Source organism: Peribacillus sp. YIM B13482 (genome assembly GCF_042787975.1).
GTDB classification, from domain to species: domain Bacteria; phylum Bacillota; class Bacilli; order Bacillales; family DSM-1321; genus Peribacillus; species Peribacillus simplex_A.
In genome coordinates this window covers 1-20,973 of record NZ_JBHZPF010000052.1, presented here as the reverse complement: position 1 = coordinate 20,973, position 20,973 = coordinate 1, and the positions used below count along the sequence as shown (strand labels likewise).

Here is a 20,973-nt window from a genome sequence, read left to right as displayed (position 1 = left end):
CATTCATTGGGAGTCGACTGCTTTTTTAGGTAAATACCATGTTTTAATTAATCGGCAATCTTTTTCTTCCACATCCACAACCATGCCGACCCGGGAGCTAACTCCAGATTTAATAGATGCTGAGATCGTAGCTAATTCTTTTCGATTCTGAAACCAACTTTTTTTATATGTGATTGATTGAATTCTGCTTCTCTGCATGATCAATGTTTGCTTTGAGAAAAAACGGCTGCTCAGTTGCAACAAATTCCCTTCTATCCCCCATCCTGCATCTTTATATTGCATGTAAGCCCAAAAGACCGCCAACGGTAAAAGTAAAAGAGAAAGAAAACCCCAAGGCCTGCCAAACCATACCAAAGCACCGATGATTGGGATGATGTATAGAACCTTGCGTAATACAAACCGCGAAAGTGCACACTTAGGTATCGATGTCATCTCCATGGTTGTTTGATAAACCGGTAAAATTTCCAGGAGTTTTTCATGTAAATGCTTCTTCTTGATCAAAGGGAACAGCATGATGGATAGGCTTTCTTTATCATCCATACTGCCTCCTGCATATTCAATATAAACTGTCGCCAATCCCAATGGTTTCCGAATCAAATTCTCCATGATCCTGATACCTTGCACTTTATGGATAGGGATTGTCAGCTGCCTTTTCTCGAGAAGCCCTCTGGAAATAACGATTTCCTCATCCGTTTTTATTACGGTAAAAGAAGCATATTTAATTACCATACTTAATGTGGCCAGTACATAAACCACCAATAAGGCCACTAGGGCAAGCACTGTAAGAACAATGGTTCCCATTCCAATAAAATCTTCATAACCCTTAAATATCCGCTTAAAAGGTATTATTTCATCAAACTGTGAAATAAAAGCGATCCCTCCAGATAAAAAAACACCTACCGCTCCCGAAGTGGCAGCCATAACGAATAATTGCGGAAGCGTCTGCTTAAAAACAGAAGATGATTTTGCCGCATCTTCATTTCCCCACACTTCATCTTTATCCTTATCAAGGGGGTTATTAGTATTGTTGCTTTTCTCCTGGCTTATAAAAGCATTGATTCGTTCCGCCTCACTTTTTCTTATGGCCGATAAAACAGCATCAGCCTGAGCCCCGCCTGCAGTTTCAATATTCAACTTCACCAGCCGGAATATCCTCTGTATGATGCCCTCTGAAATATCTATGCTATGAATGCGATCAAACTTTATATACCGCTTCTTCCTTATGAGTACTCCGGACTCAATTCTGAACTCGCCGTCTTGTATGCTATATGTAAAACGTAACCATCGAAGGAATGCATTTATTATCAGTAAAAGTACAATAATGGCAATGACTAGCGGTTGAACCCATCCAGGAATCCCTTCATTCTTCCCAGGAATAACGACAACTAGTAAAAAAGGGATAACTAACTCCTTCACCGATTTAATAATATTAAGCAATACAGCTACAGGGTGGAGCCTTTTAGGTTCAGACATCTTCTTCCTCCACACTCGCCATTCTGGAAATATAGTGCCTTAATTCATCTGCCTCTGCAAGGTCCAGTGCAGGTATAACGTGAAGGGTCGCTGCAGTGGAGATTTCAACGGAGGCTAAATCATATTTTCTTAATAATGGTCCTTGCTTCGTTTCAACATGCTGAACCCTAATCATTGGTATGAGTGTTCTTTTAATGACAAAAATACCACTTTGGATATCAATTTCCGTATCCCTTACTTCGTAACGCCATCTCTTCCATTTCACCGAAGGAATCAGAGAGATGGTCAAATATGGTTGGATTATCGAAATTATGATCCACGCTCCAAAAACCCAATATGTCCAATTAAAAACGATTGTAAGCACGAGTACGGCGATGCTTATAATCCATGTTATTGAACAGCTTATAAGACCATTGATTTTCCATACGGTCAAGGCCTTATTCGATATACGATTTTCAGGTTCCATGCGGTTCCCCTCTTCTGTACAGGTATTTTGAATGAAACGTATCATTCATCCTTCGCTTCATCCATTATACTATAATTAAATGCGGGGTTTTAACCACTTTTCAAACAAAGTCCTTGAACCGTTCATCCAAAAACTTCTGCTCATTTTTAAACCCATGGAATATGGATATGCATATAAAAAAATGCCGCTCAAATGAGCGGCATTTCCAATTCAATTAAATTTTATTTGATTTTTCTCTTTTTTGGCTCGTGCTACGGTTTCCGTAACCATTCGATTTACGGTTCGTGCTTGGGCGTTTACTTGATCCGCTACCGTAATCTTTTCTGCCTGAAGAACTGCGGCCATTGCGTTGTCTGTTACTAGAAGAACTGCTTCCTCCACGATTGCGGCGCATTGGAGATGGAGACTCTTCCGTTAACTTGATTGGCGTTTGATCCGGTTCTTTTGTCATTGATTTAAGCATAGCTGCAACTAAATCCGCCGCACTATGTTTTTGTAATAACTCTTCCGCTTGACCAAGATATAATGATAAATCATCATTCTCGATTGTAGTCAGAATTTTTTCCGTTACTGCTTTTTGTTGACCTTCCAACGCTTCAGTTAACGTAGGGGTCTTAAGTTTCTCCATACGTTTTTTCGTTGTATGTTCAACTGCATGCAGTTGACCTCTTTCCCGTGGTGTTACAAACGTAATTGCAATACCGTGTTTACCCGCACGTCCTGTACGTCCAATACGGTGAACGTAGCTTTCTGGATCTTGAGGGATATCAAAGTTGTATACGTGAGTTACGCCAGAAATATCAAGTCCACGTGCAGCCACATCAGTAGCAACAAGGACATCGATGCTTCCTTCTTTGAATTTTTTCAAAACGGACAGACGTTTCGCCTGGCTTAGGTCACCATGAATGCCTTCAGCCATATAACCGCGGATATTCAATGCAGAAGCCAATTCATCTACACGGCGTTTCGTACGTCCGAAGACGATAGCAAGATCCGGTGTTTGAATATCGAAAAGGCGTGCAAGTGTATCGAATTTTTCACTTTCTTTTAACTCCAAGTAATATTGTTCGATGCGATCCACTGTCATTTCTTTCGCTTTTACACGTACAAGAACTGGTTCTTGCATGAATCTTTCAGCAATTTTACGGATTGGATCAGGCATTGTAGCTGAGAAAAGCAATGTTTGCCTTTCGTCAGGAACCGTTGAAAGGATCAATTCGATATCCTCAATGAATCCCATGTTAAGCATTTCATCTGCTTCATCAAGAACTACAGTGTGAACTCCGCCTAATTTAATATTTTTACGTTTGATATGATCTAAAAGACGACCAGGTGTACCAACGATAATATGTGGTTTTTTCTTTAAAGCACGGATTTGGCGGTCGATATCTTGTCCACCATAAACCGCTAATACACGGGCGCGTTTTCCGTAACCAAGCTTGAAAAGTTCTTCGGAAACTTGGATGGCAAGCTCACGTGTAGGTGCAATAACAATCCCTTGCACATTTTCGTTATTAATATCGATGTTTTCCATCAATGGGATACCGAATGCAGCAGTTTTACCAGTTCCAGTTTGCGCTTGACCAATGATGTCTTTACCTTCAAGAGCTAGAGGTATCGTTTGGGATTGAATCGGGCTCGCTTCCTCAAATCCCATTTTTTCTATTGATTTCATAGACGTTCTATCTAATCCTAATTCGCTAAACAATGTCAATGTTTTCGTACTCCTTTTTATATCGTAAATTTACACGTGCATTCATGGATCATGCACAGATGTTTAGTTCAAATCCTCATCATCATGACGGATGTTCTACTTTATCTCTTATGAAAAAGTTTATCATTATCACCTAAAAGTATGTCTGCCTTTTAGTTCAAATGAACTCAATATGATTTTTTAAAAAGGAAATATACCAGCACGAACATTCACTGGCATTTTTAGTTTCGCGCACGTGTAAACTTATCATTAACATACGCTCATCTTTTTAAAAGTACATGTAACCAAAATTAAATTCAATATGGAAAATTAAAAGTAGCATAAACGGATGTTTCACCGTTTTATTCAGGTGAGGGCTGCTGCACCTATTATTCATCAGACTTAAAAGACTGTATGAACAAAACTTGACGAGAGCCAAGATTCTTATACAAAACAGGCCCGGTGCGTTGAGGATTTGCAGAAGTGGAAAAGCGCTAAAATGCGGCTTGATTCCCTAATAGCTACTAAAGCCGCCAAGAAATGCAGCTTTTATATATGACCAGACGCGCGGCCTATTTAATCTAAAATAATCTCAAGAATGAACTCATGAAACATGTAAGAACATACAATTTTGTTGCCTCAACCTGATTAATTTAAATAATCATCAATGATAAGACATTTAAACTCATACTTCATATTACCATTTTCAAACTGTTATTGCAATAAAGGATATCTCCCCATTTATGGTTACTAAAAACTTTAGATCGTTTCAAAAAATAGGGGAATTTGATATTCCCACATGGAAATGTGCATCTGAAATACGTTTGAGTAAGAATTTAGCATGTTCATTCAATGTGCCATTCTATCGGTTGAAATGTGTGTCACATTGGTTTTTATTTTCCCTTTAGAGAAGCACACGGATTGACTCACCACCAACAGGATTACCGTAGTTACTATATCCAAGTATGAGTAAATGGATTCTTTATTTAATATTTGAGCAATCAAAAAATGATTTTACAAAACGAACATCTGTTTATATACATGATATGTGTTTAATTCAAATAGTTTCAACAAACTTTATTCAGGAAGGATTAGTCCGAATCAAAAGGCCACCTTACACGGTTACTCCTTTAGAAAAAGAAAGGACTTACTACCAATCCCCTATACATTACCGGATATATAATACCATTATATTTCGAAATTTCTATTAATTATTTAAAAAACGGTAGTAAATAAGTCTGAATACAGTATGATTGACCTATAAATAAAACAATGGGGGTTATATGAATATATACACTATAGATGTTCCTTTATGTAAGGAATTTGGTCTGATGTTAAAGAAAATGAACAAGCAAGTCACCTTTTTGGAGGATCCACTCAATCAAAGTCTTCTATTCCAGGAATCAACGGACTTAATGAAATCATTATTTATTTTACCTTTATACATATCAAAAGATTCTTGGCAGCAAACCTCGTTGTTCGCCTTAGCTGAAACTTATGAAATCCCTATCTTATTTATTTACAAACGTGCTTTAGGTATAGAGACCCCTCTGGCGTTACCAGAAAGGACCTTTTATGAAACCATGGCTGTCCCTGCCGATTCAGTAGAAGTCAGGATTAAATTAAAGTCACTCTAAAACATCAGCATGCAACTGTTTTCAGCGAAATTGAAGGGGCAGGAGCTAGAAAAGATCAACCAGAAATCAGCAATGAGCCTGCGAATTGCAAAGGACTTTCAACTTTCAGGTTTACCCTTGTCTATCAATAAACAAGATATAGAGGTCAAAGGGCTTTCCCAGCCTTCTAGTGAACTGTCAGGGGATCTATTTTACTGGACGGAGATTGGCGACAGGACATACGTCTTCATAATGATCGACTTATGCGGAAAGGGCATTCATACGGCACTCATAAACATGTCCATACGCACTTTGATACCTGAGCTTATCAAACGCGTAAAAGACCCCATCTTCATAACGGAGGAACTGAATAAACATATGCGGGATCTATTTCAAGGAGTTAAAAGGGAATATAAAACCCATACTTGTTTTACAGCCTTCATTGCATACGTGGATACAAAGGAGCGACGCATCGAATATGTCAACTTTGGACTTCCTTCAGCCTTTTTGTATTCCCCATGCACCAATCAATTCCTCAATTTGAATGAAGGGACTATACCCATAGGGCTAAGTCCTGAAATGCCCATAAAAAAAATAGTATTTCATTATGAACCAGGAAGCCGTTTCTTCATCTATACAGATGGACTTTCTAAAATTCCCGCACCATCCGTAATCGACCGATTTGGCAATGTCGAGAGTGAATTCATCGAAAATATCCATCTTGATACACATGACCTTCTTCAGGAGTTACTTGTTTCAAGGATGAGACATTCAGTGATTGACGATGATATCTGCATTATTGCCGGGACACTTTATTAAAAGTACGATAAAAAAGGCCGATTCAAAAGAAACGGCCTTTTCTATTCTTTTTTATTTTTGTAAGGCTTGAACGACTTCCTCAAGCTTCATGCCCCTAGAAGCTTTAACGAGAATGATGTCATTTACCTGTGTAGACGACTTAAGTTCCTCTATAAGTTTCTGCTTATCTTGAAAAGGACGGACATTCTCTGATGCAAAAGCCTTGCTCGCTCCCTTCGCAATAAACTCTGCTAAAGGACCATACGTGAAGATCTTATCGATCCGCTCATTAGAAATCAATTCACCAATTTTCAGATGAAAGTCTTTTTCCTGTGGCCCTAACTCCAACATGTCTCCCAGTACAAGGATCTTTTTCTCGAAACCAGATAATCCCTCAATCAACTCTACAGCTGCCTTTACTGAAGTTGGACTGGCATTATATGCATCATTGATGATTTTCTGCCCTTTTGCCCCCTGGACCAATTCCATCCTCATATTAGTTAACTGAATGGTAGACAGACCTTTATGGATCGCTGCAACATCTACATGGAATTCTTTAGCAACCAAAATGGCTGCCAATGCATTAAGAACATTATGATGACCTAAAACCGGTATCTCATAATTGATATCCTTTTCATCACATGCAATGGTAAACGTTGTACTGTCTGCCCCTTGGTTAATGGTCTGTGGAAACAAATCATTTTGTTCCGTACGTCCAAAAGAAATTACGTTTAAATCCGGAAAATCTTTTTTGATCCGATTGCGAAGCAATGGCTCATCACCATGATATATCAGCGTTCCATCTTTCGCCAAACCTTCGACAATTTCCAACTTCGCATTCGCAATTTCCTCGCGTGACCCTAAATCCAATAAGTGTGATTCACCGATATTGGTAATGATCGCTACATCAGGCTTTGCCATTTTGGATAAAAACTCAATTTCGCCACGGCTGCTCATTCCCATTTCCAAAACAGCCGCTTCAGTATCCTCTTCCATCGAAAGCACCGTTAGTGGTAAACCTAGATGATTATTGAAGTTTCCATTGGTTTTATGAACTTTATAGGTAGTTGACAGCAGCGCAGCCGTCATATCTTTCGTAGTCGTTTTACCGTTGCTGCCTGTAATCCCGACCACTTTTATATCCAACTGCTTTCGGTAAGCACGTGCTAATTGCTGAAGTGCTTTTTCGGTATTTTCAACAATGATTAACGGTAAATCATTGGGAGGATTCGGAACATCCCTTTGCCAAAAAGAAGCCGCCGCTCCTTGTGCTAAAGCTTGCTTGACATATTGATGACCGTCAACCTGCCCACCCTTAAGCGGAATGAACAAACACCCTTCCTTAACCGTTCTTGAATCGATGGTAACCCCATTTATTCCTTTGGACTGGAATGAAGTGATATCATTCAATCCATCTGCCATTTCATGTACTTGTTTCAACGTTCTCTTTATCATTTTGTTCCTCCTACATTCATCGAACCGTTAATCGCTCTCTCCCTCTTCTTCCATTAACCAAACGAAGCAGAAACCAGTGTAAATCGAACCGGCTCCTGCTGATTGTAATCCATCAGATCAATTTTTGAAGAATTGTGAAGTTCACTGATACATTACCTGCATGATCAAACTGTATATTTGATTTGTTGTTTTTCTTGATGACGTTCCAAGGCAAGTTTCACGAGTTTTTCAATTAACGCTGGATAGTCGACACCTGTGTGCTTCCACAATAATGGAAACATACTGAAAGGAGTGAACCCGGGCATTGTATTCACTTCATTAATATAGATTTGGCCCTCTTCCGTTAAGAAGAAATCAGCTCGAACCAATCCAGAGCAATCCAATGACTTAAAGGCCGTAATGGCCATTTCAGATAAAGCTGCGTACTCGCTTTCCTTTATCTCCGCTGGGATGACCATCGCTGAATTACCGTCAACATATTTTGCTGAATAATCATAGAAGGAGAAATCTTTCTTAGGGATGATTTCTCCTGCCACTGAACATGATGGGTCATCATTGCCAAGAATGCCAAACTCAAGTTCACGGGCTACGACCCCTTCTTCAATGATGATCTTCCGATCGAATTGAAAAGCTTCCGCAACCGCTTTTTCCAATTCATCAGCATCATTACATTTGCTGATACCGACACTCGAGCCTAAATTAGCTGGTTTGACAAAACAAGGGTACCCCAATTCATCAGCTACCTTTTCAATGGCACTTTCAGTATTTTTTTCCCATTCAGAACGAATGAACCAAGTGTATTTAACTTGAGGAAGCCCCGCTTGGGCAAAGATGTTTTTCATGATAACCTTATCCATTCCAGCTGATGAAGCTAAAACGCCATTGCCTACATAAGGGAGATTCAATAATTCCAGCATCCCTTGTACTGTCCCGTCTTCTCCATTTGGTCCGTGAAGCAATGGGAAAATTACGTCATACCCTGTTGATTCACTATTTTCATCAGTTGAATGTGCCTGCAAGGCAAGAGGCGAGTTCAATTTGTCCGACGAAAAAGTCAAAGCCTCCACACTCTCGGCAGGCCCTGTTAACATCGGTCCATTAATCCATGAACCCTCTTTTGTTATGTAAATCGGATATATATCAAACTTTGCTAAATCGAGAGCCTTAATCACCGCTAAAGCCGTCTGCATAGAAACCTCATGCTCCGCAGATTTTCCACCATAAAGCAAACCAAGTTTAGTTTTCATGAGTTATTACCCTCCAATATTCTTTTAACCATGTTCATTGTATCATTTTACACTAAAACGGGAAAAGCGAAACTTCCATCATTGGTTCTTTTCCATTAATTACCAACAACGGAACACAGGTTAGATTCGCCACATCCTGTGGCAACACCTGTGCTTGCATATCCTATGCGTCGCATTCGGGCTTTACAGGCTGTTTTTTACACATATTTTTAAATTGCACTTTCATTTGATACCCTTCGACCATCATTTCCATCGATACCTTACAGCCTGTTAATGCGGGGAAAAGCGAAACTTCCATCATTGGTGCTTTTCCAATAAGGAATATAGGCCAAAGCCACAACTCCCTGTCTCCTGTGCGGCGTCCTCCCTTATCTTTTATGCAATAGATAGTAAGTCTTACACCTAAAAAAACAAAGATATCAAATAATCCAACCCACGCATCCGGAAATTGGGATCAGAATAATGATTCATTTTTTATAACACTTTCCCATACTTTTTCTTTTCGATTAAAGGTGATAAAAACATCCGGCTCCTTAATATTTCTATCCGAAAAGTCATCATGCATCTCATCCATGTTTAAATAATCCCCTACCACCCATGCCGGTATCTCAATCTTCGTTCTTGAGTACTTGACATGCCGAAAGGAAAAAATGAGCCCCTCTGCCATAATATGAGCCAATGAAGAAATGATTTCTGCAGGAATGGCCGTCAGCTCTCTTTTCTTTCTGATTCCAAGCCACGTCCTCTCCACTTTTAACGGCTCCAGCTTTAGCGGAATCAGACTCCCTAACATCATATAATATGTAGAAAGTGAACGAAAATAAATTTTGTTGAACCAGCCATCATCCTGGGCAAGGTACACAAATTGATTATTCAATTTACGGAAAAATGGAGGATCCAGATGGGTTTTTGCATGCCCTAAATATAAAAGTTCAGCTAATTCCCTTCCATCCAATTCATCCAGCCCTTCCTCTTCTTCAAAATCAATCCAACAGAAATCTCCATATGCCCGGACATTTTCTTTAACGAGCTTTGCAATATCCTCAGATGAAGCGCTATCGAGCAGGACATTCAAATTGTATTCCCCACCATCGAATTGATGTTTCAATAATAAGATGGAATCCAAGGTATATGGCAGCGAATAGACAAATTCGCGAAAATTGAGTCCATTAAAAAGGACAAACCGTTCGGAAGCCTGCATATGCATATATAAGATATCATTGTTATCATTCTTCATAACCTGGTCCCCTCCGAGCTCTCAATCAATAATGTTATTTTATCAAACTTTTGGGTTTTCAAGTAAGTTATATAACCCAGAATATTATTCATCATCTGCATCGTATGAATAATGTGAATACCTGAACTCTATAATCACCTACGGTTAAGGAACGAACTCGATAATTTTAAATATCCATAATAGTGAAAAATAAAGAGTTGGAGGAATTGACGACGGGTAAAATTGAATAAGGTTTTATCATTAATTCTTTTCATGAGGAAGCTTCCCTTTAAAAAACTTTTCGTTTGCACCTTCTGGCACGTCAAATATAAAGGATACGCTTTTCAAACACAAAAAATCCAGAGTGAAATATCACTCTGGATTTTTTGTATTAAGAAACTTGTTCTAATTCTTTATCGGAAGGAGGGTTGAATTGACCTTCCCATTTAGAGATGACGATTGCTGCAAGTGAATTACCGATAACGTTTACTACTGTACGTCCCATATCAAGAATACGGTCGATACCGGCAATAAATGCTAAACCTTCAATAGGAATACCAACTGTTCCTAATGTCGCTAAAAGAACTACGAAGGATACACCTGGTACACCCGCAATACCCTTAGACGTGATCATTAACACTAACATTAGCGTAATTTGCTCATAAGCACTTAAATCGATTCCGTACATTTGAGCGATGAAGATAGCTGCCAACGCTTGGTATAATGTTGAACCATCAAGGTTAAAAGAGTATCCAGTTGGAATAACAAATGTAGCTATATGTTTCGGACATCCCGCTTTTTCCATTTTTTCCATAAGTTTCGGAAGAACCGCTTCTGAACTTGCTGTAGAGAACGCAAGTACCAATTCTTCTTTTAGAAGTTTAATCAATGTAAAGATATTGAATCCTACAAATTTTGCAATAAGACCCAGAACGACAATTACAAAGAAAATCATTGTTCCGTATACAGAAAGCGCTAACTTACCTAACGGAATTAAAGATTCCAAACCGAACTTGGAGATGGTCACACCGATTAGTGCAAATACCCCAATAGGAGCAAATTTCATGACCATATTAGTTAGGTAGAACATTCCTTCTGCTGTACCTTGGAAGAAACGGAATACTGGTTTACCTTTTTCACCGATAGCCGCAATACTAATTCCAAACAATACGGAGAAGAAAATGATCGCTAACATATCGCCTTGTACCATAGCTTGTACTGGATTGGATGGTACAATGTGAACAAGTGTATCTACAAACGATTCATGCTGCTTAGTTTCTGCTGTATCAACATAAGTGGAGATATCAGTTTTTTCCAGATGATTCATATTTACGCCAACACCAGGCTGGAGGATATTCGCGGAAATTAAACCAACAGCAATCGCAATCATAGTTACCACCACAAAGTATGATATTGATTTAGCTCCTAGTTTACCTACTGCTTTTAAATCACCTACACCCGCAACTGCAACGATAAGACTTGATACAATGATTGGCACAACAATCATTTTAATCATTCGTAGGAAAATGTCTCCGAATGGCTGTAAAAAGTTTTGGGCCGTCTCATTACCATAAAAAATGGCACCAACGATAATCCCTAGAATTAAACCAATGAAAATTTGGCTAGCTAAACTTAACTTGAATTTCTTCATATACTTTCCTCACCTTCCATAAAGTCTTTGATGCAAAAACGTTTTGTCTCGGTAAGGGAAACAAGATACTAATAGAAAGAAAGTAATTTTTCTTTTTTTGAAAAACTCTGTCTTTACGCCGAAAAAAAAGACACTTCATGTGTCGATTTCATATTGGCGTGAATATTCACACATGTTCCCTTAAAGACGCTGACGAGGTTAGCTGTCGGGTTAGGAATTGGAAACACAATTTGCCCTTTCATTTCTGAATTCACCCCTAGTGGATTAAAATCCACAAAAATGGTTCCCCCGTTCTTGGAATAAGATTAAGCGAGTTAACTTATAATAAAATATTATACTAAAAAGGTTAATCTGTAAATGTTTATTCTCATCCATTTTAGAAAAAGTCTTTAAATATATCTGAATATTCTGCATTCTAGATGATTGCACCCAGTATTACACTTCCCGATTTTTAGTCATTTAAGCTATATGGATATATAAATAATAACTAATTTGACATCCCCTTTCTTTATGAAAGAAGCAGTTATTTTTCCAAAATGCCAAGTAACAGATACCTTACTTTTTCCCTAGAGGTGAATTTTTTATAAGTTGCAGTTTTCACTTTTTCAAATTGAATTGGGGTAATAAAATAAGAATGGTTCTTCGCTACCCTATTCGGTTCTAGCAGGATGACATCACCTACTGACGGTCCCTTTATTAGTTCCTGCTTACCTTCTGCTTTAAGCCCTTTTGAAATGTAGTGTTTATCCACATACCCTTTTTTAGTCAATTTGTAGACATGCGGCTTTTTTTGGTAATGCACTGCCTCGATGGGAATGGCGGGTACACCAGCTTTCTCATTGGTTATTACAGCAAGGTTGACTTTGGATCCCACCAACAAAGATTCGGTTTCTTCACCCTCCGGTTCGATTAAAGCCTGAAATGGAAATTTGTTATCCCTTTTTAGTGACGGCTCTTCTGCTGGATAGGAATGGATACGGCCTATCGTTCCTTTCAATGACTTTTTTAAATCAGAGGAACTTGCTTTTATAGTCATGCCCACTTTAGCTTTTTTCATCTCCTCTTCAGAGAAATTACCTTCAATTGCCATATTTGTTGAAACGATGGATATAATGGGGTTTTTCAGGTTTTTATTGATATTTTTAACTACACCATCAGCTTCACTCGTCGTTACAATCGCGCTAGCCTGCTCCTCAATTGAACTTAATTTAGCATCAAGCATTTTCACTTTTTCATTCAAACTGTTTTTTTCGAGTTCTTGCTTGTACATTTCTTGCTCAATGTTGCTTTTAATAAGATCTGAAGAGCTTGTTGTTATATTAATATCCAAGTTATTTTTCACCGATTCATCAATGACCGCTTTATCAGGATCACGGGTCAGGGCCCCTTGAGAAGCCCTTAACTTCCTAATATATTCGTCAATCCCTACAATTTCTCCCTCAGCAGCAGTTTTCTCCGCTTCCAAATTCGCTTTAAGTGCATCAAGTTCGGTTGTCGTATACTCAAACAACGAGGAGCCAGCCGCTACAGCATCCCCCTCTTTTACAAGGAATTTCTTAAAATCATTTTTCTTGGTTTCAAAATAGATATCGTACTCTTCTACAGGTTTAATTACCCCATTTGTTTGAATAGTATCCGTAATTGTATCTTTTTTTACCATTGACCAGTTTTCCACGAAAACAGTTCGTTCCGCTTTGCTTCCTTTTTTTTCAATAAGGTATATGTTGACGGTTATTAACACAATCGACGCAATAGAGACCGCTGTTATTTTCCATTTCCCACTCATTCTTTTCACCCGCCTTATACAAATACGCCCACTTGGATGTATGCTAAAAAGGCTTTAACAAACCACGTGGCCAGATAGAATAGAACAATCATTACAAGGACCAAATAATTATTTCGTTGTGAAAACTCCTTTAAATAGAAATATTGCAGGGCAATAATAAGAAATTGAAAAATGGTGATTTCGCTGAAAAAGTGAATAAAGTAATCACTTCTGAGAAAATACTGACCGATGACTCCCAATGAAAAAAGATTGGAATCATTGCCTATATCCATTAATACGAATAGAGGAATCAGTAATGCTTTTTCCAATAATTGCAACCCGAAAATGATCATTTGAACGATAACTAATTTTATGTATGGGATATCGGTAACGATCCAAAAGAAAAGGGCTGCTAAAAATATGTAAATGGATGGGTAGATAAGGCTTGCTATTATGTTGCCGCTCAATATCAGAAACTTTCCTGCTTCAAATTCATTAACACTCATCTTCGTGATTTCTTTAGAAAATGATTCAGAACCAATGCCAAAATAACCACCAATAGCAAATACTATAATACTAAGAAAATATAAAAATAGTAATTTCCATCCAAGCCGTGTGACTGCCTCTGCATTTTGCAGCTGATAACGACTTCGATGAGGCTCTAAAATGCCCTTTAACAATCTGACCTGGTACACCATATGTGTTCCTCCTGCAAAAAATGATATATCATCCTATATTTTATCTTATTTTGGAAACAATTGCAGAAATAAGGAATGAATGAAACAAAAAAAACACATACACTTACCCTTAACATGTAATCCTCCTCACCAATTTGGAGTTAATACCGATAAATGATGGCCAAGTACTTTAATTCGAGTAGGTGTTTGACTATAACTCTCTCCATCCATATCCACATCAAGTGGCCTCTTGTTTTCAATAGTCATGCTACCGGCCTGCACATAAGTCACACCAGACTCCGAGCTCAAATTTTCAATCCATGAACGTTTCATCGCTATTATTTCTAAAAATGCACCAAAGCTTGCGTTTTCCAAGATGGCAACGCCAAAGATCCCATCGTCTGGACTAACCATGGGAAAGGGGAGTAAATTAGTACCGATAAAACATCCATTCAAGACCAAAATCATGATTGCTTCCCCTTCAATGAAATTCCCATCATACTCAAGTTTATAGGAAAAGGGTGCATTATCACCAATCGTCCTTACTGCACTTAATAAATATCCTATCTTTCCGAACCTGTTTTTTTCCTGCACATCAATATTGCTTGATGCCTCAGTAATAAGCCCGATTCCCCAAAAGTTGGAGAAATAGTCATCGTTGGCCTGACCGATGTCAATTGAACGAACTTTTCCATTTACTATTGCCTCCGCAGCCTGACGAACATTTTGAGGAATCTTTAATGTTCTTGAGAAGTCATTGCAAGTCCCTCCAGGTAATATCCCAAACAACGGCCGCTTCCCAAGGGGTGAAAGGCCATTTACACACTCATGTACGGTTCCATCTCCTCCTAATACGAAAACTACATCCATGTCTTCACCATATTCCGAGCAGAATCGACATGCATCCCCTTTTTCCTTCGTTTGTAGAATAAGGAACTCATCAATATGAGGAGCTATTACTGGAAGACATTCCTCAAGATTCCTCTCGAGTTTATTGTTCCCGGCCTTTTTATTATAAATCAGCATTCCCTTTTTCCATCTCATGATTCTTGCCTCCATACTAATAAAAGAATTTTCCTACTACTTATACTTTTTCCTAAACCCCAGATTTTGAAACTCATACATAATCAAATATAGAAAAATTCATATGGCTTTGAACTCTAAGATATCAACAAAAAAAGAGGCTATACGCCCCTTTCTGTAATTCCTTCATATATTCGTCAAATATTCCTTCATCGTTAAGACAAGCTTTGAACACAAAGGACTTCGTTTTTCATTTTTTTCCAAAAACAACAAAAGGCTTTCCAAGATAATGGGACTTGGCCTAACTTTTGAAAACTCTTCTTGAATTGCCTTTAAAGCTTCCCTATTTTTACTTGTTTCCACTTCCAACATCCTGCTGATGATCGAATGGATTTCCTCTTTTGGGCTCAAATCCCGCAGTGAGCATTCTGGTATAGGAAATTGTTTCAATAATGGATCTTCCATGTTTTGCAGGCTTGCAATAATTGAATCCATACGGTTCAACATGAAGCTAGGTAACAACTCCACATCGAAAGCATTTTTTTTCCTGATCAATATTCCGATATATCCTTTGAAAAGTGAATCTAATATTATTGTGCAATCCGGCAGAAGGTCAGCCGAAAGTCCGGGGTATATCTCAATGATTTTACGCTTGAACCAAATCAATCCCTCTTCATGGATATAATGTAAAAACCGATCAAGTTCTTCGCTGATATGGAGCATTTGTTCCTGCATCAGCATTTGAATTAAGTTTGTATTTCCCGTCATATGCTCCATGTGAACAGTGATTTGCCTCAAAAATTTGTCTTTACTAGACAATGAAGCGTCTAACTCAAGATCAAGTAATGAGTCCGTCAACGCTTCATAATAATATTTAAAAATGGAGACGAGTAACTCTTCCTTCGATTTAAAATAATTATAAAAAGATCCCTTTGCTATCCCACATTTTTCAGCAATTTCCTGAACGGAGGTGGCATGATAACCTTTCTCCGCGAAAAGTTCTACAGATTTATCTATGATCATTTTATGTTTTTCATTCATCAAATTCATCCTATCTCTTAAAAGTCTGTCCAATCATGACCAATCAGTCATATCTTTCAAATTGTATCCCAAAACCCTTGGAATCACAACGATAAAACTAACAGATATTATCTATTGCAATCATAATCCTTATGCTATATATTTGAGTCTATGACCGATTAGTCACAATTTTAAGTATGGAGGGTACAAGTTTGAACTCAATAATTAAATTTTCCTTGAAGAATAAATTGGCAATCTGGTTGCTTACGATCATCATCGTTGCAGCGGGTTTATACTCCGGTTTAAACATGAAGCAAGAAACCATTCCAAACATCTCGACTCCATTAATAAGTATCTCCACTGTATATCCAGGAGCTGCACCTGAAGAAGTAGCAGATAAACTCACAAACCAGATTGAACAGAAAGTCACAAATTTATCAGGAGTCGAATTAGTCAGTTCATCTTCCATGGCTAATGTTTCTTCCATCCAATTACAATATGACTATGATACGGATATGGACGACGCTGTAAAAACAGTTAAAGAAGCATTAGAGAAAATAGAACTGCCTGAGGGAGTGGATAACCCAAGCGTATCTAAATTAGAATTAAACGCTTTTCCTGTCGTAGCACTCAGTGTAACAGATAAGGATTCGGATTTACCAGCCCTTACAAAAAATGTCGAAGAGGTGTTAGTACCTAAACTTGAAGGAATCGATGGCGTAACTTCCGTATCAATTTCCGGACAACAAGTAAATGAAGGGAGCCTTGTATTCGATCAAGAAAAGATGGCTCAATATGGGCTCGATGAAGAGACCGTAAAGAAGGTTATCCAGGCCGCAAACATCAACATGCCACTTGGCATATATAACTTTGATGATAAAGAAAAAACGATCGTTGTGGATGGAAACATTTCCACATTAAAAGACCTGAAAAATATAAAGATACCTTTAACGGGTGGTTCTAAAACTGGAACGCCAGCACAAACCATACCCGAAACCAATCAATTATCCCCTGAAATGGCATCGGGTACTGCCCAAGTACAAAATGTCAAATTATCAGATATTGCCGATGTTAAAGTCACCGGTAAGGCTGAGTCGGTTTCAAGAACAAACGGTAGCGAATCGATTGGAATCCAGGTTACAAGATCGCCTGATGCCGATACAGTTGCAATCGTAGACGAAGTAAATAAAGAAATATCGAATTTTAAAGAAGAATTTAAAGGCGTAAGTGTACATACTACGCTAGATCAAGCAAAACCGATTAAAGATTCAGTTGAAACCATGATTAGCAAGGCAATCTTCGGCTGTCTGTTTGCCGTCATCGTTATCATGCTTTTCCTTAGGAACTTTAAAACGACTCTAATTTCCGTCATTTCGATTCCATTATCTTTGTTAGCAGCCCTTTTGGTGCTCAAGCAAATGGATATTTCATTAAATGTTATGACACTGGGAGCCATGACAGTTGCAATTGGCCGTGTCGTCGATGACTCTATTGTCGTAATTGAAAATATTTACAGGAGAATGGCTTTAAAAGGCGAACAATTAAAAGGCGGCGACTTAATACGATCAGCCACTAAGGAAATGTTCATCCCTATCCTTTCATCGACAATCGTTACAGTAGCCGTTTATCTGCCTTTAGCAAGCGTTACAGGGGCTGTTGGGGAACTATTCATGCCATTCGCCTTAACAATGGTGTTTGCATTAGTCGCTTCATTAATAATCGCCATCACACTCGTTCCGGCCATGGCAGACTCTTTATTTAAAAAGGGACTATCTAAAAAGGAATTAAAATCACATGAAGAAAAACCCAGCAAACTATCTGCATTCTACCGAAAAGCACTTGATTGGTCATTAAACCATAAGTTAATAACTTTCGGTACAGCCATTGTATTATTAGTCGGGAGCTTATTCCTTATTCCAAGCATCGGTGTCAGCTTCATGCCTGCAGATGAGGAAAAAACGATTATCGTTACTTACACTCCAGCGCCTGGCGAATTAAAAGAGGATATTGAAAAGCAAACAGAAAAAGTAGAAAAATACTTCATCGATAAAGATGATGTGAAGACAGTTCAATATACACTAGGGGAAAACATGATGAGTGGCATGATGGGCGGCTCGGGTAACTCAGCTCTCTTCTATGTACTCTATGATGAAGACACCAAAAACTTCGGGGACAAAAAAGAAAAGGTCATAAAGGATTTAACTAGCCTTAATTCACCTGGAACATGGAAACAACAAGAGTTCACTTCAACATCAAGTAATGAAACTACCCTATATGTATACGGAAATACACAAAAAGAAATTGAACCTGTAATCGATGATATTAAAAATATCATGAAGAAAAATAAAGACTTAAAAGATGTTGATACCAGCCTTTCCGATGCTTATGAGCAATATACACTAGTGGCAGACCAGAAAAAGCTAAGTGATGTTGGACTAACAGCGGCACAAATTGGTATGTCCATTGCAAATACGAACAAAGAAGATGCTTTAACTACTATTAAAAAAGATGGTGAAGAAGTCAAAGTATATGTCGAGACAGAAGAAACGACATTTAAAGATAAAAAAGATCTTGAGAACACGAAAATTTCTTCTCCAATGGGAATGGAAATCCCATTAAAAGAGCTTGTAAAAATCGAAGAAGGAAAAGCGTCCGATACAATTAGCCGTCGCGATGGAAAAATTTATGCCGACGTGTCTGCAACTATCAAATCGGATGATGTAGCAGCAGTAACAGCTGAAGTACAAAAGGAAGTTAAAAAATTAGACCTTCCTGCAAGCGTTTCTGTAGACTATGGCGGAGTAACGAAAGATATCCAAGAATCCTTCACTCAACTTGGAATCGCCATGTTAGCAGCCATAGCTATCGTTTACTTTGTCCTAGTCGTTACTTTCCATGGTGGTTTAGCACCAATAGCCATTCTCTTCTCACTACCATTCACGGTAATCGGGGCATTGGCAGGGCTATTCGTTACAGGTGAGACGATCAGCGTTTCGGCAATGATGGGTGTCCTAATGCTTATTGGTATCGTCGTAACCAATGCCATTGTATTAGTGGACCGTGTTATCAAAAATGAAGAATCAGGTTTATCTACTCGGGAAGCTTTACTCGAAGCTGGTTCCACCCGTTTACGCCCAATCCTGATGACTGCCCTTGCAACAATAGGCGCCTTAATACCCCTGGCAATCGGTGCAGAAGGCAGTGGATTGATATCACAAGGTTTAGGAATTACCGTTATCGGCGGACTAGTGAGTTCTACATTATTAACACTGGTCATAGTACCGGTAGTTTATGAAGTTATAATGAAAATAGGTAAAAAGAAGAAAAAAACAGTTAAATAATAAAGAAAAGAAAGAGGGAATCCCTAACTATAGGGATTCCCTCTTCTTTTCTGATTCAACAATAATACTTTTGAATTTTTCTACTCCACCCTTCATTTTCATAATGTATTATAAAATACAATTTCAATTTGTCCTATACAGCTTTCTGAGCCCTCTAGACAATGCCTTTATGACTTGATTCCTTCTTTTTTCACCAGATCCCGCCACTCGTAACATAAATGCCCTATTCGTCGTCATTTCCAAGGAAATTCTTTTGTTTTTAAAACTGATTTTTATGCAAACAAAAAAAGGAAAGAACTCGCCTTCCTTTTTGATTTCTATAGATTAGTGTTTGGTGAAAGTCTGGTCTATCGCATTTTCCAAATCCAGCGATTTTTCTTTTAAATAACGCTTGGTCACATTTAAATCTTTATGACCGGCAAGCTTGGATATCGTTTGTATAGCTATTCCATTATCCACTAACCTTTGGCAAAAGGTATGGCGCAATTTATGTGGATGAACATTGTATTTTTTTAATATATATTGAACTGATCTCGGAGTGATCCTTTGATTATAACTTGAGATGAATAACGGATCTGCTTTTTCTTTTAAAGAATGAAGATAATTTTTTACATGTTGTATAGCCGATAGTGTCAGGGGGACGGTTCTATCAATTTCACCTTTTGCGTTCCTGACAAGTATATAATTTCGCTCTGTTTCCATGATGACGTCCTGATCATTTAAGTCACATAATTCAGAAACACGAATTCCTGTATGCAACAAAAGGTAGACGATGGCAATGTTCCTAAGATTTCCTTCTGCTTCTATATCTCTTAACAGGATTTGCTGCTCTTTTATGCTTAAAGTTTCAGGCACTTCTAGCTTGTGCTCTTTAACCTTGCGTTCCACAGAAAGCATTACTTGTGGCTTGCCTAAAAATTTAAAGAATACATTTAGAGCGATATAGTGTTTTTCTATTGTCCCTGGACTTTTCTTGCAATTTTCTAAATAGTCAAGATAATCCTGAACATCTTCAGAATGAATCTCCATCAATATCTTTTGTGTCTGGTCACAAAACTGTGAAAGGACACCAGTATACGTTTTGATCGTATTAGCTGATTTGCCTTGGTCTCTCAACCATTCAGCAAACGAAAAAATCATTTCATCTTTAGCAGAGGTATCCATCGGCTATTCCCCCATGACAGTTTCAGAACTACGTTAAGTTTAACATATTTCCCTACAGAAACGAAGAATTCTGTCCATATGCCTTAAACAGATATACGATTATACAGATTGAAGCAGAAATTATTTGCTTATTTATCACTAGATGCATTTATAAGTATGTCCTAGCATATATACTTTCCTATACTGAATATACTTTCTATAATCTTTTGAGTCTCCTACCTTTTAACGGATTTAAACATAAGAGACAGAAGGAATAACAACCGCAAAAAAGACCAGCCGGATGGCTGATCTTTTTAAATGGCTTGGCGGCGTCCTACTCTCACAGGGGGAAACCCCCAACTACCATCGGCGCTGAAGAGCTTAACTGC

15 protein-coding genes, 1 rRNA gene and 1 riboswitch are annotated in these 20,973 nt (G+C 38.2%); of the genes, 3 read left to right on the top strand and 13 right to left on the bottom strand.

The window, feature by feature from the left end; genetic code table 11:
* Positions 1–3 precede the first annotated feature (3 nt).
* From ACFX4L_RS20305 to cshA, 3 genes are all read right to left on the bottom strand, one after another.
* Positions 4–1,473, bottom strand: a complete 1,470-nt coding sequence (locus ACFX4L_RS20305; protein ID WP_377406025.1) for a PH domain-containing protein — start codon at positions 1,471–1,473, stop codon at positions 4–6.
* Positions 1,466–1,939 (bottom strand): PH domain-containing protein, encoded by a 474-nt coding sequence (locus tag ACFX4L_RS20300; protein WP_089364914.1) that lies wholly within the window; start codon positions 1,937–1,939, stop codon positions 1,466–1,468. Before ACFX4L_RS20300 ends, ACFX4L_RS20305 begins: the two co-directional genes overlap by 8 nt.
* 214 nt (positions 1,940–2,153) lie before the next feature.
* The gene (cshA, locus tag ACFX4L_RS20295) at positions 2,154–3,653 is read right to left on the bottom strand and encodes a degradosome RNA helicase CshA (protein ID WP_061461179.1); all 1,500 of its coding nucleotides are present in this window, start codon (positions 3,651–3,653) and stop codon (positions 2,154–2,156) included.
* 1,262 nt (positions 3,654–4,915) lie between these two features.
* On the opposite strand from cshA, the gene ACFX4L_RS20290 reads away from it, so the two are divergent.
* Complete coding sequence (locus ACFX4L_RS20290; RefSeq protein ID WP_377406023.1) at positions 4,916–5,269, top strand: hypothetical protein; 354 nt, start codon at positions 4,916–4,918, stop codon at positions 5,267–5,269.
* A 72-nt stretch (positions 5,270–5,341) separates the two neighbouring features.
* Positions 5,342–6,067 (top strand): PP2C family protein-serine/threonine phosphatase, encoded by a 726-nt coding sequence (locus ACFX4L_RS20285; RefSeq protein WP_377406022.1) that lies wholly within the window; start codon positions 5,342–5,344, stop codon positions 6,065–6,067.
* Positions 6,068–6,118: 51 nt separating this feature from the next.
* On the opposite strand, the gene ACFX4L_RS20280 is transcribed toward ACFX4L_RS20285, so the two are convergent.
* The 8 genes from ACFX4L_RS20280 to ACFX4L_RS20245 form a co-directional block, all read right to left on the bottom strand.
* Positions 6,119–7,501, bottom strand: coding sequence for a UDP-N-acetylmuramoyl-tripeptide--D-alanyl-D-alanine ligase (locus tag ACFX4L_RS20280; RefSeq protein ID WP_377406020.1), 1,383 nt, complete (start codon positions 7,499–7,501; stop codon positions 6,119–6,121).
* A 164-nt stretch (positions 7,502–7,665) separates the two neighbouring features.
* Positions 7,666–8,748 (bottom strand): D-alanine--D-alanine ligase, encoded by a 1,083-nt coding sequence (locus ACFX4L_RS20275; protein WP_089364969.1) that lies wholly within the window; start codon positions 8,746–8,748, stop codon positions 7,666–7,668.
* Positions 8,749–9,202: 454 nt separating this feature from the next.
* Positions 9,203–9,985, bottom strand: coding sequence for a hypothetical protein (locus ACFX4L_RS20270; RefSeq protein WP_284469031.1), 783 nt, complete (start codon positions 9,983–9,985; stop codon positions 9,203–9,205).
* Between the two features lie 370 nt (positions 9,986–10,355).
* Positions 10,356–11,615, bottom strand: a complete 1,260-nt coding sequence (locus tag ACFX4L_RS20265; RefSeq protein WP_377385957.1) for a cation:dicarboxylate symporter family transporter — start codon at positions 11,613–11,615, stop codon at positions 10,356–10,358.
* 172 nt (positions 11,616–11,787) lie between these two features.
* Positions 11,788–11,937, bottom strand: a riboswitch (cyclic di-AMP (ydaO/yuaA leader).
* A 201-nt stretch (positions 11,938–12,138) separates the two neighbouring features.
* On the bottom strand, positions 12,139–13,401 hold the full coding sequence (locus ACFX4L_RS20260; protein ID WP_377385954.1) for an efflux RND transporter periplasmic adaptor subunit: 1,263 nt from the start codon (positions 13,399–13,401) through the stop codon (positions 12,139–12,141).
* 14 nt (positions 13,402–13,415) lie between these two features.
* The gene (locus ACFX4L_RS20255) at positions 13,416–14,078 is read right to left on the bottom strand and encodes a hypothetical protein (RefSeq protein WP_089364965.1); all 663 of its coding nucleotides are present in this window, start codon (positions 14,076–14,078) and stop codon (positions 13,416–13,418) included.
* Between the two features lie 126 nt (positions 14,079–14,204).
* A complete protein-coding gene (locus ACFX4L_RS20250; protein WP_176432080.1) occupies positions 14,205–15,101 on the bottom strand; it encodes a diacylglycerol/lipid kinase family protein in 897 nt (298 codons plus the stop codon).
* A gap of 165 nt (positions 15,102–15,266) precedes the next feature.
* Positions 15,267–16,121 carry a TetR/AcrR family transcriptional regulator gene (locus tag ACFX4L_RS20245; RefSeq protein WP_377385950.1) on the bottom strand — a complete coding sequence of 285 codons (855 nt, stop codon included), beginning with the start codon at positions 16,119–16,121 and terminating at the stop codon, positions 15,267–15,269.
* A 191-nt stretch (positions 16,122–16,312) separates the two neighbouring features.
* On the opposite strand from ACFX4L_RS20245, the gene ACFX4L_RS20240 reads away from it, so the two are divergent.
* Entirely contained in the window at positions 16,313–19,441 is a 3,129-nt protein-coding gene (locus ACFX4L_RS20240; RefSeq protein WP_377406018.1) for an efflux RND transporter permease subunit, read from the top strand.
* Between the two features lie 324 nt (positions 19,442–19,765).
* Here ACFX4L_RS20240 and ACFX4L_RS20235 read toward each other — a convergent pair whose 3' ends face one another.
* Together ACFX4L_RS20235 and rrf are read right to left on the bottom strand one after the other, a co-directional pair.
* The gene (locus tag ACFX4L_RS20235; protein WP_061461168.1) at positions 19,766–20,605 is read right to left on the bottom strand and encodes a tyrosine-type recombinase/integrase; all 840 of its coding nucleotides are present in this window, start codon (positions 20,603–20,605) and stop codon (positions 19,766–19,768) included.
* A 300-nt stretch (positions 20,606–20,905) separates the two neighbouring features.
* Positions 20,906–20,973 (bottom strand): 5S ribosomal RNA (gene rrf, locus ACFX4L_RS25420); the annotation flags it as partial.